The 14,246-nt window shown below is 39.0% G+C and carries 11 protein-coding genes; 3 read left to right on the top strand and 8 right to left on the bottom strand.

Going from position 1 to position 14,246, the window contains the following annotated elements:
- Window positions 1-9: 9 nt before the first annotated feature.
- The 4 genes from R1T16_RS12500 to R1T16_RS12485 all read right to left on the bottom strand — a co-directional run bounded on the left by R1T16_RS12500 (window position 10) and on the right by R1T16_RS12485 (window position 5,084).
- Window positions 10-399: an OB-fold protein gene (locus tag R1T16_RS12500; RefSeq protein ID WP_317501445.1), complete on the bottom strand. Its 390-nt coding sequence runs from the start codon at window positions 397-399 to the stop codon at window positions 10-12.
- Window positions 400-675: 276 nt separating this feature from the next.
- Window positions 676-1,728, bottom strand: a complete 1,053-nt coding sequence (locus R1T16_RS12495) for a phytase (RefSeq protein ID WP_317501444.1) — start codon at window positions 1,726-1,728, stop codon at window positions 676-678.
- Between the two features lie 20 nt (window positions 1,729-1,748).
- The gene (locus R1T16_RS12490) at window positions 1,749-4,559 is read right to left on the bottom strand and encodes a TonB-dependent receptor (RefSeq protein WP_317501443.1); all 2,811 of its coding nucleotides are present in this window, start codon (window positions 4,557-4,559) and stop codon (window positions 1,749-1,751) included.
- Window positions 4,560-4,679: 120 nt separating this feature from the next.
- Complete coding sequence (locus tag R1T16_RS12485; protein ID WP_317501442.1) at window positions 4,680-5,084, bottom strand: hypothetical protein; 405 nt, start codon at window positions 5,082-5,084, stop codon at window positions 4,680-4,682.
- A 203-nt stretch (window positions 5,085-5,287) separates the two neighbouring features.
- Between R1T16_RS12485 and R1T16_RS12480 the strand changes: the two genes are divergently transcribed.
- From R1T16_RS12480 to R1T16_RS12470, 3 genes are read left to right on the top strand one after another with little or no spacing between them, the layout of a single operon-like run.
- Window positions 5,288-8,842, top strand: a complete 3,555-nt coding sequence (locus tag R1T16_RS12480; RefSeq protein ID WP_317501441.1) for a PAS domain S-box protein — start codon at window positions 5,288-5,290, stop codon at window positions 8,840-8,842.
- A gap of 15 nt (window positions 8,843-8,857) precedes the next feature.
- On the top strand, window positions 8,858-9,565 hold the full coding sequence (locus tag R1T16_RS12475) for a hypothetical protein (RefSeq protein WP_317501440.1): 708 nt from the start codon (window positions 8,858-8,860) through the stop codon (window positions 9,563-9,565).
- A 59-nt stretch (window positions 9,566-9,624) separates the two neighbouring features.
- Window positions 9,625-10,584 carry a hypothetical protein gene (locus tag R1T16_RS12470; RefSeq protein WP_317501439.1) on the top strand — a complete coding sequence of 320 codons (960 nt, stop codon included), beginning with the start codon at window positions 9,625-9,627 and terminating at the stop codon, window positions 10,582-10,584.
- 27 nt (window positions 10,585-10,611) lie between these two features.
- On the opposite strand, the gene rlmF is transcribed toward R1T16_RS12470, so the two are convergent.
- The 4 genes from rlmF to R1T16_RS12450 form a co-directional block, all read right to left on the bottom strand.
- Window positions 10,612-11,568 carry a 23S rRNA (adenine(1618)-N(6))-methyltransferase RlmF gene (gene rlmF, locus R1T16_RS12465; protein WP_317501438.1) on the bottom strand — a complete coding sequence of 319 codons (957 nt, stop codon included), beginning with the start codon at window positions 11,566-11,568 and terminating at the stop codon, window positions 10,612-10,614.
- A gap of 611 nt (window positions 11,569-12,179) precedes the next feature.
- Entirely contained in the window at window positions 12,180-12,521 is a 342-nt protein-coding gene (locus R1T16_RS12460; protein WP_317501437.1) for a hypothetical protein, read from the bottom strand.
- 205 nt (window positions 12,522-12,726) lie between these two features.
- Window positions 12,727-13,128 carry a hypothetical protein gene (locus R1T16_RS12455; protein WP_317501436.1) on the bottom strand — a complete coding sequence of 134 codons (402 nt, stop codon included), beginning with the start codon at window positions 13,126-13,128 and terminating at the stop codon, window positions 12,727-12,729.
- 46 nt (window positions 13,129-13,174) lie between these two features.
- On the bottom strand, window positions 13,175-13,351 hold the full coding sequence (locus R1T16_RS12450) for a hypothetical protein (protein WP_317501435.1): 177 nt from the start codon (window positions 13,349-13,351) through the stop codon (window positions 13,175-13,177).
- Window positions 13,352-14,246 lie beyond the last annotated feature (895 nt).

Genomic DNA, 14,246 nt, shown 5'->3' with positions numbered 1-14,246 from the left:
TTCATTCTGTTATTTAATGGTGCACTGGTCAAATTTCACTTCGCCAAAAAGTTCGTCAAACCCAATGCATCTGCCTTTAATGGTTATTTGTTTGTTTAGCCCAACAGTTGGTTTCGTATCAAAACTGCAAACTATCCGCTCATCAAGTATCAGCAAAGAATCCCTTATTTCGGTCACTCTGCCGTTAACCTCAACCGTATGGTTAAGATATTTGGCATCGGCCGTCTTCATATTCCTCTCATATTCATCTGCCAGTGGGCCGGCGGCCAGTTTAAACGCCGACTCTTCGGTACTTATATCCCGTACCGGCTTATACAAAATGCCATAGTAGCCATAAAGCAGTCCTGAGAGTATTATCAGGCCTGCTATAGCCCCTATTTTCAAGGTTCTCTTTTTCATTATAATTTGATAATCAACTTTTTTCAATGTTAACAAAACAAATCTTTCGCTTATTTTAACAAAAAAACGAAAGATTAAAAACACACATCTTATTAAAAACCCGAAATTACTTATAATAAAACCGTAAGATGCGGCAATTTAGAATTCGACAGGTATGACCGAGAATTGTAACATTATGATTTAGAAAATCATTTTTTTGATTTGATAAAAATGAAAAATCCCCTTTCCTGAGGATGGAAAAGGGATTTGACAACTAAACCTACTAAACAACTATCTTTATTTTTTTATCTGTTCATCTATGCGGGCCTGTATATCATCCCACGAGTAGTAATGAAATGTCATGCCGTTGCTCATGGCTACAAACATTCCGTTCTTGAATTTACCGCCAAGGTTAACGTTGGTTACATCGGCACCGTCGCATTCTATGGTAGATGTTGGCACTTCGGCAAGCAATTTATATTCATCAGGATTGCCATTGTCACCTTCACGGGCGTATACCATAAACGTGTTGGCCTGCTGGTTAGACACAAGAATATATCCTGTTTTAATGTCTTTTTTATAGATGGCGATGCCTTCATGGTCTGCCTTAAAATCTTTCATGCCAAAGAAGGCCAACTGCGTATCGTTCTTTGCGGCAGGATCGGCAAGATATTTACGAATTCCAGCCTGCTCATCGCAATAATATATATAACCCAGTTCATTATCTACAGCAATTGCCTCAATTTCTTTTTTACCGCTAAACTGGCCAAACTTCCTTACGACCGCAGCAGACACTTTACCATTGGCTCCTGAAAGCTGGTATTGCCAAAGGTATGTTCCCGCAGGACCTGTCTTTCTGCCTACGATGGCAAATATTGCCTTGTCTGACGGACGGGTGTAAAGCGCCACTCCCATAGGATCGCGTTCTGTTTCGCCTGTAAACACTTCTATCCCTCCGCCATCAATCGGTTCAAGATCAGGCAGGCTGAATATCCTTATTTTATTGGTAAGCCTTTCGGTAGTTACAGCAATGTCAGTCTTTTTCCCGTCTATCATCAGTCCGTAAGCAATATCAACGTTGTTAGGGCGTAATAACGGGATAGATTTTTTGAGGATCTTACCCTGAAGATCGTACATGTATAAAGCACCATCGGTATCTTTATCGGTGCCTATCACAAGGCTTTTTGAAGCATCTGCCGGATTTATCCATATCGCAGGATCATCGGTATCATGCAGTGTCTGGTCTGTTACCACTGCCGGCCTTACGGCATCTTGTCTTACTGCGGCCAATTTTGTGCTGCACGAAAAATAAAATGCTGCAAACACAAATAGTACTATTATTTTTTTCATGTCTTTGTTTTTAGGTGCTCTTATAAATCAAATTTTACACCAAGGTTAAAGCGTGCCTGGTAGTATTCAAGCTGTTTTACCCTTGACGACACTCCCTGGTAATAACGTAACGGCTGATTTGTAAGGTTCTTCGCTTCGGCAAAAATGCTCAGGCTCTTTGTTACTTTAAACGAGGCATTTATATCTAAGAAAAACTGCTTGTCATAATAGCTGTCGTTAAAATTGTCAGAGCCCAGTTCGTCAAGGTAATCTGATGCAAAGTTACCCGATGCCCTCGCCGAGAAACGACTGTTTTCCCACGATAAAGATCCGTTGAACATGTGCGGTGCAGTACCCGGAAGGCTAACATTTTTTCTCTCGTTACCATCTTCATCGGCAATACCCTTAGCTTTAGAATCAGTATATGTATAGTTAACATACACACCCAAATGTTTCAGGAAACCCGGAAGGAAATCAAGCTGGCGCTGAAAGGCCACCTCAAAACCATAAACATCCACATTATCGCCATTTCTTGACTGGATAAGCGTCCACTGCTCTCCAAGCGGAACCGGATTCATCTGGTCAGGGAAATCTGAAGCAAAATCGGCTGTAGAATACTGGTTGTTGCTGTAAGTATAAATAAAATCCTTTAGGTTTTTGTAGAATACACCTCCTGAAATAAGCCCAACCGACTGGAAGTAATTCTCTGCCATCAAATCAAAATTATAAGAATAAGTAGCATCAAGGTTAGGGTTACCGGCCTGTATCTCAGAATCTGATGCTATGTTATTGATGTATGGCGCAAGCGCATAATAGTTAGGCCTTGCTAATGCCGTTGTAGCCGCTGCCCTTATAACAAAATCGTCGGTCACATTATATTTAAACGACAGGTTAGGCAGTACGTTAGTATAGCTGTTGGTGTTATTAACCGTGCCTTCAAGCTCTTCTTCATCCAATACCCTGTTTCCTGTATAATCTATATGTGTATTTTCTACACGTACCCCTAAGATCATTGAGAGCTTATCGCTTAAATCCTGATCCCAGCGCACATAAGCCGCATAAATGTTCTCCTTAGCTTTGTAGTTTACAGCAAGGAATTCTGATGGGTCTGCTTCCTGCTCAAATAATGCCGGATTGCTAAGATTAAGTCCGCCAAGGTATGCCGCGCTTGCAAAAGTTCCTGCAACATATTTACTGCCCGGATTAAATCCGTCACCGCCAAAATATGACTTAGGCACATTAGCTAAGGTAACATCGCCTGAAAGTGGCGAATACGAATAAAAGCTATTGTTCCTGTCCTTGTCTTTTATCCTGATGCGAAGACCTGTTCTTAAACGGCCTTTTTGCCCTGCAAATACAGAAAACGGCATACGGATATTAACTTTAGCCCCAAATTCTGTCTCTTTTGTATCATCTGTACTCTGAGTAAGTTCTGACATTTCAAAAGCCGAAAGATCTTCGCCTGTACTTGTTACCAATGGCTTTTTAGGATCAAGCAGGTTCTGACCCATATCAAGGCCTTCCTGTTCAAATTCTATGTAACGCTCATTTGGTTTGTACTCGCTTGCATACGCATAGTTCATAGACCAGTCCAGGTCAAGCTTAGAGCTTAAAAGATGCTCCCCGCGAAGTGCATAATTTTGTACTTTTTGTACTTCAAGCCTTTTGCTTTTACCCCGGTCACTGTCTATACCTCCTTTATTCTCACGTTTTACGTTTCCTGTAAAACCTGCTATCGTTTCGCCATCATATACAGGTTCCATATCATCGTAGGTAAGAGCAAAACGGTTTTCGCGGTCATCCCTCCAGTTGTATATGGCATTGGCATAAATGGTATTATTTTCGTCAAATTTAAAATCAGCTGCAAGGGCAACACTTCTTCTTACACGCTGCACATCATATTTCCTGATTTGCTGCTGCTCAACATAAGTATTATTAAAATCGTCCTGAACCCAGGCCGCTTCAATATTATCCGATCCAAAATTGTTATTATTGTATGATCCGCTGGCCACGATACCCAGCCTGTTTTTCAGGTAACGGTTACCATATACAAAACCTCCAGTGTAAATCCCTTTTTCCCTAATTGGCCCATATCCACCGGCTAATGTGGCAGATATCCTCTCGCCGTTTGGCGTTGCGCGGGTAATAAGGTTTACCGATCCTCCTATCGCATCGGCATCCATATCGGGTGTAAGGGTTTTGTTTACCTCTATGGTAGCTATCATGTCTGACGGAATAAGATCCATCTGTACATTACGGTTATCGCCTTCTGCCGAAGGTATCCTGTCGCCATTAAGTGTAACTGAGTTTAAAGACGGTGCAAGCCCGCGGATGATAATATTCCTCGCCTCGCCCTGGTCATTTTGCATCGTGATTCCCGGTACGCGCTTTAATGCATCGCCCACGTTAGAATCAGGAAAACGGCCTACCTGGTCAGATGAAATTACGTTAGTAATGTTCCTGTTGTTCTTTTGCTGGTTTAATGCCCTTGCCTGCCCTTTAAGCGCATCGCCCACAACAACAACTTCGTTCAGTGTTTCTGTACCGCCTGCCAGTGTAAAGTTTATTACGGCGTGTTTGCCTTCTTCTACGGTTACTTCCTGAAACTGCGTCTGGTAACCAAGATAAAGCACCTCTACTTTATAAGTGCCGGCAGGGATGGTAAGAAATTCAAAATCTCCTGTTTGGTTAGACACCGTGTAGCGGTTAGTTTCTGCTAACCTTACCGTTGCGCCGGGAAGCGAAAAGTTTCCGTCGGCATCAATAATCTTTCCTGATATGACCCCTGCCTTTTGGGCATAAACAGAAAAGCCTGCCATTACTATTAATAGCAATACGAGTAATTTTTTCATCTATAAGAACTTTGTTTGTGTTAATTGGCGCGAAACTAAACCACAAACGTAAAGCCGATGTTACCCATACATTACCGTTACTTAAGAATAACGCTACTAAAATGTTACCAACTAATAGTATCAGGCCGAAAGAAGAGGACTTCCACTGCCAAAATTAGGAGGAATGTTACCCAGGTCTATATAATCAAGGGTAACAAGCTGAAAGTTATCATCAGCATCAATCAGTGCCTCCGAATTGCCTACTTCGAGAAGATCTCTGGCTTTTTGAAGAATAAGTTCTTCATTGTTTATTTCATGCTTTTCCAGCATAAGATAGAAGATAAAATAACTGGCAAAACACTTGCCGCAAACATGGCTGCGAAGCTCTTCAGATACTCCTGTATCCTGCCGGATAGACACGATGTGCGCTTCTTTATTATTTATAGCTTCAGAAACTGTTTTCCAGAAGTTTCCGGGACTGTTTCCGTCTATAAATTTTAATCCGCAGCTGCCTGGCAGCTGAAGGACTACAAAATAAACCTCCATAACACCTCTATTTTACTTAAAGTTAACTCAAAGTATTTTTTATATTATGTTAATTATAAGAACCTTAACACCAATCATTGACTACAAAAACGATTTTATCGCCAATTTTGAGCCGATTAAAGTATTTCTTCAAAATTGTTTGTTTTTGATTTGCCATTATTATATTTTTATTTGCTTGGGGGAAATCCGGAATATTTAACGTTATGCCATTACAAATCAAATCCGAATTTCAGGATTTACTTACAACAGATTCAGATCTTTTTAACTGGATAATGGAAGATGCACATCTTGGCATCGTGCATTATAACCTGTCAAAACCGCAAGGAGTGTGGACAAGCGATTCGTTTAAAAAAACGCTGGGTTTTGATGCTTCTAATGCCGGTAACGATTACAACGATACTGTAACTGATTTGATCAAAAAATCAGGAGGGAATGATTTTGAAGACTCCGCAAGTCTAAAAAATGCCGAAGACAATACAGTTTCTTTTAAGGCATCGGGAAAATTTATCGTTAAAGATGACACCAGGCACGTTGTTATTAAATTCAGTGAAAATAAACCAGGCGCTTGCGGCGATATGGAAAATCCTGAAAACCTTAACCGAATATACGAAACCACTAACACTATAGCCAAAATAGGTGGTTGGGCATCTGACGTTGCCACCGGACAGCTTATCTGGACCAATGTCACTAAAGATATACATGAAGTAGACCAGGATTATGAGCCTACTATAGAAAAAGGAGTGTCTTTTTTTAAAGAAGGCTGGAGCCGGGATAAACTTACATCTCTTTTTAACGAACTACTGGAAAAAGGAACTCCATTTGATGCCGAGTTAAAAATCATCACGGCAAAAGGAAACGAAAAGTGGATACATGCCTTCGGCAAGCCTGAGTTTGAAAAGGGCAAATGCGTAAGGATATTCGGTGCGTTTCAGGATATTGATTTTAAAAAGAAACAGGAAGAAGAATACCTTCTTACCCGTGAACGTTTTGAGACAATTTTTAATTATTCCGCAGTTGGAATTGTATTGGTAAATACCAATAATAAGATATTAATGGCCAATCCTGCCAGTATAGACATTTTTGGTTATGCGCCCGAAGACAAGGAGTACATAATGCATTATATGTCTTACAAGGATATGGTTCATCCTGATGACCTGCCTAATGCCGTAAAATTAAGAACACAACTTCTTGCAGGGGAGATACCGAGCTACACCATGGAAAGCCGTTTCTTTAGAAACAACGGGGCAACTATATGGTGCAGGGTAAATACATCGCTTGTAAAAGGACACAATGGGTCTGACGATCTTATCATTACCCAGGTTGAAGACATTACGATAAGCAAAAGGCTTGAAGAGCTTGCTACCGAAAATTCTAACCGTTTTATAAGTGCCTTTGAATATTCACCAAACGGTATGGCGCTTGTAGGACTTGACGGCAGCTGGCTAATGGTAAATGAGACGATGTCACAGATGTTAGGCTACGACCGTGAAGAGTTCCTTACGCTTACCTTCCAGAATATGACGCATCCTGAAGATCTGGATGCAGACCTTCGCCTGCTGCATGAAACGCTGGACAACAAAAGAAAGACATATAGCATAGAAAAACGATACATCCACAAAAGCGGAAATATTGTTTATGGCTTGCTAAACGTATCGTTAATACGCGATCCCGAAGGTCAACCGCTTTATTTTATATCGCAGATAAACAACATTACCAAGAGGGTAATTACACAACTGGAACTCCAGAAAAGCCTTAACGAGCTGGAGAACCTTATGAATGCCACCACACAGGTTGCGATTATAGAAGCCGATATAACAGGCATCATTACAAAATACAATAAAGGTGCAGAAAATCTTTTAGGCTACAAGCCTGGCGAAGTGATTGGCAAACACAATGTGGGCATATTCCACGTTGAGGAGGAGGTTGCCAAAAGAGCCGCTGCGCTTGAAGCAAAACATGGCAGGCCTTTTAGCGGATTTGAAGTTTTTACCCACAGGCCAAAACAAGGCAAGTATGATGCTGCCGACTGGACCTTTATCCGGAAGGACGGAAGTAGTTTTTCTACCCATCTTGTTATAACATCTGTACTAAACCCGGAAGGCGAGATTACCGGATATCTTGGTATAGCAACCGATATTTCTACACTTAAAGAAATGGAAGTTTCACTTATGCTGGAAAGGGATAAAGCAGAAGCGGCCAGCAGGTCTAAGTCAGAATTCCTTGCTAACATGAGCCACGAAATAAGGACACCGCTTAATGGTGTTATTGGATTCTCTGACCTGCTCATGAAAACAGAGCTGAATGACAGCCAGCGAAAGTACATGCAGATGGTAAACACATCGGCACATTCGCTGCTTGACATTATTAACGACATTCTTGATTTCTCTAAAATTGAGGCAGGTAAACTGGAGCTCAACGAAGAAAAGACAGATATAATTCAGCTGTGCAGCCAAACTATAGATATTGTTAAGCATCAGGCACATGCCAAATCGCTGGAAATACTTTTGGATATAACACCCGGTCTCGACCGCTACATTTATGCCGACCCTGTGAGGCTACGCCAGATATTGGTCAACCTTTTAGGCAATGCTGTTAAATTTACCACCGACGGTGAGGTTGAACTTAAGGTACGTGCCAATCCCGATGATTACAGTAACGAGATGCTGTTCTCTTTTGCTATACGCGATACAGGCATAGGTATTGCGCCACAAAACATAGACAAAATATTTAATGCTTTTGACCAGGAAGATGCCTCTACCACCCGTAAATACGGAGGCACAGGCCTTGGCATCACCATAAGCAACAAGCTGCTGGCATTAATGGGTAGTGAGCTTGAGGTAGAAAGCGAGCTTGGTAAAGGGAGTACCTTTAGCTTTAAGATAAAATTCCGCACAGAGAAAGACAGCGGCGACATTAAGAAGACCAAGGTTAACGTTAAAAATGTACTTGTAGTAGATGATAACGCAAACAACCTTACCATCTTAAAAGAAATGCTCGCTGTAGCCCAAATTAAAACCACCCTTGCCTCAAACGGTATTGAGGCACTGGAGATTCTGGAGAACAATACAGGTTTTGACCTCGCCATTGTAGATTATAATATGCCATACCTAACGGGTACAGAACTTGTTAAGCAAATCAGGGAAACCCTGAATATTGATGCAAATGAGCTGCCTGTTATGCTGCTGCACAGCTCTATAGATGACGAAAAACTGATACAGGACTGCATAGACCTCGATATTCGCTTTAACGTGACCAAGCCAATATTGAGTGATGACCTGTACGACCTGCTCGATAACATCCACAAACCTGACTCAGGTATTACAGCAATTGCTGAAACTACACAGTCAGTAGGTTTCGATGCGTTATACAATGTGCTTATCGCCGAAGACAACCCGGTAAACCAGATGCTGGCAAAGACTATTATTCAGAAAATAGTGCCCAACGCAGCAATAATGCTGGCCGAAAACGGCCTTGAAGCGGTTAAAGCCTATCAAACACAGGAGCTTGACATTATATTCATGGACATACAGATGCCTGAAATGAGCGGCTTTGAAGCGACAGAACAAATACGCCTGCTGGAAAATGGCGAATCGCGAATACCTATAGTTGCCATCACAGCACGTGCTCTTGTAGGAGAAAAGGAAGAATGCATTAAACTGGGCATGGACGATTATATTACCAAACCTATAAACTATGATGCCCTTCAGGAAATAATACGAAAATATTTAGTTAATCCATACAACGACAGGCAGGTTTAAGCCGGCTTTATTTATATGAGCAATAATAAAAACATCCAAATACTTCTTGTAGAAAGCAATCAGGAAGAAAAAGAAAACTTTAATAGTCTTGCTGCTACCGAAAACTGGACGGTAATCCAGATGGGAAGCAGCTATGAGGCTATACAGTGGCTCAAGAAAAATGATACTGCTTCTCTTGTTGTCGTACCACACGATGCGGCACCACTAAATGCCTACCAGACTTTTGACTATATACGAAAAGAAATCAAAATCGACATTCCTGTAGTGATAAGTAGAAATAACGCCACCGAAAGCAACGACGGGCACAACTACATTGATAAACCTTTTACTGCAAACAGCATAAAGTCGCTTAAAAATACACTTCAGCCCATTGAGGATGAAAATACTCAAAAAGTGTATTCGTTAGAATACCTTGAAACAATTTCAGGAGGTAACCACGAATTTCTTATTGACTGCCTTAAAACATTCATCTCATCTGTAAGCGGTAAAATGGATGAATTAAAAGTTGCCGTGCAGGATAATAATATTGAAAACATAGGTGCTATTGCCCATAATATAAAACCATCATTTGAAATGCTGGAGAGTACCATTGGCAGGGATATCTGCAATAAGCTGACGTATGAAGCAGAAACGTCGGACATTCCTGTGTTGGCAGAAGAACTTAATAACGAATTTTCAACTATTGAAGCGGCTCTTAAAAACGACTTTAAGGAATTGAGATAAGTTTAATAAATCATGGTTAGGCTTTAAGAGGCGGGCATTTAATTAAATTGACAATGGCTATGAAAAGGCAGACATTATGTTTCATATTATCATTTTGCCTCCCATGGCTTAATTCTTTCGCCCAGTTACCACGCATCAAATTTCAAAAGGCGGAAAGTTATAACTCCAATGAATCTGTCTATACAGGATCGGTAAACCCTGATTACCTGGCCTCTTTTGAACCTGTAGCTTTTAACATTTACTTTTGGGGAATAAATAGAGGCGATGGCACTTCAGAAAAACCTATGACATATAACGACGTAGAAGGCGTTATGCGCTCCATAAACGAGGTGTTTAACCCTCACGGAATATATTTCGTATTAAAAGGCTATTCTTACGTTAATAATGACGCCCTGAATTCAGGCGCCACACATTGGCAAATTCGGGATTATATGCAACAAAACAAGCACATAGTATCTGACGCCTTTAATTGCTTTGTACCATATGATTTTAAAGAAGGCGCAAGCGCAAATGGATGGACAGAGCTATTTTCTAAAACGCTTTCAATACGAATGAAATGGGCCTTCAATTACAAATCTAAATCTACGCCCCATGAACTGGGACATATACTTGGGCTTTACCATACATTTGGCAAATCAGGAAATGGCGACATTATAAAAGAACATGTGACAAGAAATCCTGATGATCCAAACTACAATGCGCTAACCGAAGGAGACTATATACACGACACCCCAGCCATGCCCAACTTTTTCAATCCAAAAAGCTTTGGTACTGTACCTAAACCGCCCAATCAGGACGCATCAGTTGTTGACTGCATTTATATAGGCAACATTACAGACGAACAGGGCACCCCATTTGTTCTTACTCCATATGATGTCGGTAATATTATGGGTTATACCCCATGCAAAAATGCTAATTTTACGCCGGGGCAGGCGATTAGAATAATGGAAACCATTTATTGTAATGAAGCAAAAAATAAAAGCATACTGGAAGCTAAAACAAAAACGCTGAAAAAATAATTTTAGAAGCTAACACGCAGCGCTATCTCACTTCCATCTGAATTCACGCCATTGCTTTTGTTCCTCTTTAGACAGAAAGGACCACGCAACCACTCTTGTAGATTTATTGCCTGTACCCATAGGTATGGTTTTTACCTGTACAGCTTTTAGGATTTCCAGCGCTTTGTATATACCTTTAAGATTAGATTGCTTAGATACGAGCGTTGAGAACCAATACACATTCTGCGCTACTTTTTTGCTCTCAGCGATCATGGTATGAACAAACTGGTGTTCTCCCCCATCATAAATTAGTTCATTGCTTACGCCCGAAAAATTCAGTTGGGCAGATTCAACCTTCCTGTCGGTTAAATTCTGTACTTTTCGCTTAGCGCCCTTTTGGGCATCTTCCGCAGAAGAATGGAACGGAGGATTGCAAAGCGTTATATCTATCTTTTCGTCTTGACAAATTATATTTTTAAAAATTGCTGATTTATCTTTTTGCAGGCGAAGTTCAATTTTGGCATCAAGTCCGTTTGCCTCAACAATTTTTTTTGCCGATTCTAACGATTTTGGATCAATGTCTGAGCCGATAAATCTCCAATCATATTCCGTTACCCCAAGGAGCGGGTAAATGCAGCTAGCGCCTGTTCCCGTATCAAGACAGGTTATTTTTTCTCCGGCGGGCATCCTGCCGAAATTACTTTCTTTTAGAAGGTCGGCGAGATTATGGATATAATCGGCACGCCCCGGTATTGGAGGACACAGGTTTTCATCGGGAAATTCCCAATATTTTATTCCGTAGTAATGCTTTAGTAAAGCCGTATTAAGCAATTTAACCGCTTTAGGATCGGCAAAATCTACTGTATCATCTCCAAATTTGTTAGGCTTAATATGCGCTTTCAAATCAGGAACTGCAATTAAAAGGGCTTTCAGGTCATATCTTTCCCTGTTTTTATTACGGGCGTGAAGTTCTGATTTTTCCTGCTTATTTTTTTCTGAAGACATACAATGTTTTTGAGTCTTTAAAGGTAGTAAAAATAGAATTAACCGTCTTGCGAGATTCAAATAGCGACAGCCCTCAAAGATAAATATCTAAGCAGAAGGTGGATTAAACATAAACAACGCCATTGGTGATCAATGGCGATTTGGTGGAGTGAGAAGATGGGAGTCGAACTCCATCCGTAAAGCCTGCATAACTGCTGGCTTAAAATATTTAAAATTTCAAAATGCCACGAAATTGCAATAATTTACAGTTATTGTCTTAACTTAACAAGTGGTATAATTCAATGCTGTAAATATACGTAAAGTTAACAGCCCATCTACCCAAGTCAAATACGGTATAGTGGCCAGCAAGTTTATGACTGGCATAGAGAACCACCACAAGCGCAACCCACCAGTATCTTTAAGCAATGACGTTGGGTTAGTTGGAGCTGTTTTACAAGGTCTGGTGGCCTCGGCTTTAATTCTTACAGCAGGTATACGGTGGGCTTTTAAAAAACTATAAAACCACTCGACCAGGAATGGTTTTCTAGCCTACACCGTATTATAAGGGAATAGTCATAGCTTATGACTTGTTAACCGTATTAAATTATAGTCTATATACATTTTAAAGAAACCTAACCTTTTTCAGCATAACGTATTCTATGTTCCCTCGTAAATAAAATTACATAAATTTTCTTATCCTGTTTTTCCGAGTAAGAGTTTCTGTAATAATTATCACCATATTTTTCAAATTCTTTTAAATTAATTTTTTTAACCATTTGGTTGTAATCGTTTATATTCAAAGTAATATCTACTATTTTTAAAGATTGTCTAAACCCTTCATTACTTGAATTTACCTGTATATTGGTTGCAGGCATATTTACCCCTAAAAAGTCTTCTATATCTTTTATGTTTTCAGATTCATTATTAGAACATGACACTAGAAAAAAAAATAATATCAAAAATAAATTTTTCATTTAATCAGAAATTTTAGTTGTACCAATAAAGTTTATCCAATATTGAGTTTCACCTACATTATACATTCCTCCTACGAATAATTTGAGTAACCGCGCGCATTACCATAACCGTTACCTACATCCATATATTGAAACATATCAAACTTATATTAAAAAGAATCTTGAGGTTTTAAAAAAACAATAGGAATCTTATTTTTTAACTTAATTACACCGTTAAAAATTTTATAGTTGTTTTTTTTTTAATAGTTTGCAAGTCCGGCTTACTAATTTTATTAGCATAATCATGGCCGTCACTATATATATAAAATTCACTATAATAACTTTTAGTTTTATCCAAGTCTATGTAATATCGAATGTCTTCTGCAAAAGTACCGAATGGTAACACTAAAAACCATTCAAAATACAAGGTTTCATGGGCATGTATGATAATACTATTTTTGCTTTGATAAGGATTAAGATTATTGTCAAAATATTGGTTCATCACATACGTGCAATTATTCTCCGTCGCCCGTCCCTTTACGTTGACATTTATTCCATTATTATCCAAAAAGGCAACAGACGCTTTATCAATAGGAATAAAATAATCTTTGTTTTGCTTCCTGTTCAAATCACCAATATTAAAATAATATGTATCATCAGTGTTGTTTGTTAAGCTATATTCTACAATTGGTTAAAGATTCTCTAGGAGGATTTTTCTCACCTGAAAAATAATCTTTATAATTCTCAACATCTAAATAATTTACTTGCTTGGTTTGAATTTCCAATTCAAAATTTTGTTTAGGCTTACACCCTACAAAAGTAAAGGATAAAAAAATGATAAAAAATTTCATATGCTATCTTGTTTAATATCCCGGAGGTAATGGATAGTTTGAATATACTTGTTCAATAATTAATAGTTTACCTTAACAAAAGATTCGCTACCGCTACATCTAAACCTGTTTAAAAGACTATTTTTAAAATTTAAAACCCCTCCATTTATGCTCCCTGATCCTCTATATGATCAATATCCCGCGCTAGCGCCTGATAAATTTAAATTATGCTTCAAAATTATCTCTTCCTCTGAATGTTTTTACATTTGTTCTCCTCATACCACTTTAACCAAGTAACCCTGTCTTCTTCATAAACTCCGTACGGGTAGCCTCCACTATAATTTGCCATCGACTCAAATGAAACACGAGTGTATTGCGATATAAATAAGAGCGACGATTTAAAGTCAGCTATTTTTTGTTCAGTTATCACCCTTTCCAGTTCGTCTATGTCTTTGAATTCCCTACTTTCAATCGACATAAAATCGTCAATTATATTTAAACGTCTCACAAATTCGTCCTTAAATTTTAAATTCTCAACACATGGTGAATCCGTTACGTTCGTTTTTTTTATACTTGAACACGAGCAGCATATCAACGCCAACCAAAGCATTATTAATCTCATAATTTATTTTTTTTAAACCGATAATTGTTGAAGACAATGAATCAAGTACGATTAATTTGTTCTGATATAAAATAAACGACATTATTAATTTAATCTTGAATATCTAATTTCCTCATCGATTAACAAAAATAAAACCTTCCCGTCTTTTAAAAATTTCAAAGTATCGTTGTTTGGTTTCTTGCTTTTAATTACAAAAGGAGGATTAAAATCTTTTAATCGAAATACTTTGCCTTTATAATGTACTCTTGAATACCCACTAATACCTCCTGCATAACAAGCTGTCATTTAAAAATA

Origin of the sequence: Flavobacterium sp. DG1-102-2 (assembly GCF_033042555.1) — a bacterium.
Lineage (GTDB): Bacteria > Bacteroidota > Bacteroidia > Flavobacteriales > Flavobacteriaceae > Flavobacterium.
The sequence above is the reverse complement of the archived record's forward strand: the minus strand, read 5'-3'. Positions and strand labels throughout refer to the sequence as shown.

Bases quoted from the DNA above. Each gene is read 5' to 3' on its own strand.
- R1T16_RS12490 (WP_317501443.1), bottom strand. From the start codon at position 4,559: ATGAAAAAATTACTCGTATTGCTATTAATAGTAATGGCAGGCTTTTCT.
- R1T16_RS12485 (WP_317501442.1), bottom strand. From the start codon at position 5,084: ATGGAGGTTTATTTTGTAGTCCTTCAGCTGCCAGGCAGCTGCGGATTA.
- rlmF (WP_317501438.1), bottom strand. From the start codon at position 11,568: ATGTCTTCAGAAAAAAATAAGCAGGAAAAATCAGAACTTCACGCCCGT.
- R1T16_RS12470 (WP_317501439.1), top strand. From the start codon at position 9,625: ATGAAAAGGCAGACATTATGTTTCATATTATCATTTTGCCTCCCATGG.
- R1T16_RS12475 (WP_317501440.1), top strand. From the start codon at position 8,858: ATGAGCAATAATAAAAACATCCAAATACTTCTTGTAGAAAGCAATCAG.
- R1T16_RS12460 (WP_317501437.1), bottom strand. From the start codon at position 12,521: ATGAAAAATTTATTTTTGATATTATTTTTTTTTCTAGTGTCATGTTCT.
- R1T16_RS12480 (WP_317501441.1), top strand. From the start codon at position 5,288: ATGCCATTACAAATCAAATCCGAATTTCAGGATTTACTTACAACAGAT.
- R1T16_RS12450 (WP_317501435.1), bottom strand. From the start codon at position 13,351: ATGAAATTTTTTATCATTTTTTTATCCTTTACTTTTGTAGGGTGTAAG.
- R1T16_RS12495 (WP_317501444.1), bottom strand. From the start codon at position 1,728: ATGAAAAAAATAATAGTACTATTTGTGTTTGCAGCATTTTATTTTTCG.
- R1T16_RS12500 (WP_317501445.1), bottom strand. From the start codon at position 399: ATGAAAAAGAGAACCTTGAAAATAGGGGCTATAGCAGGCCTGATAATA.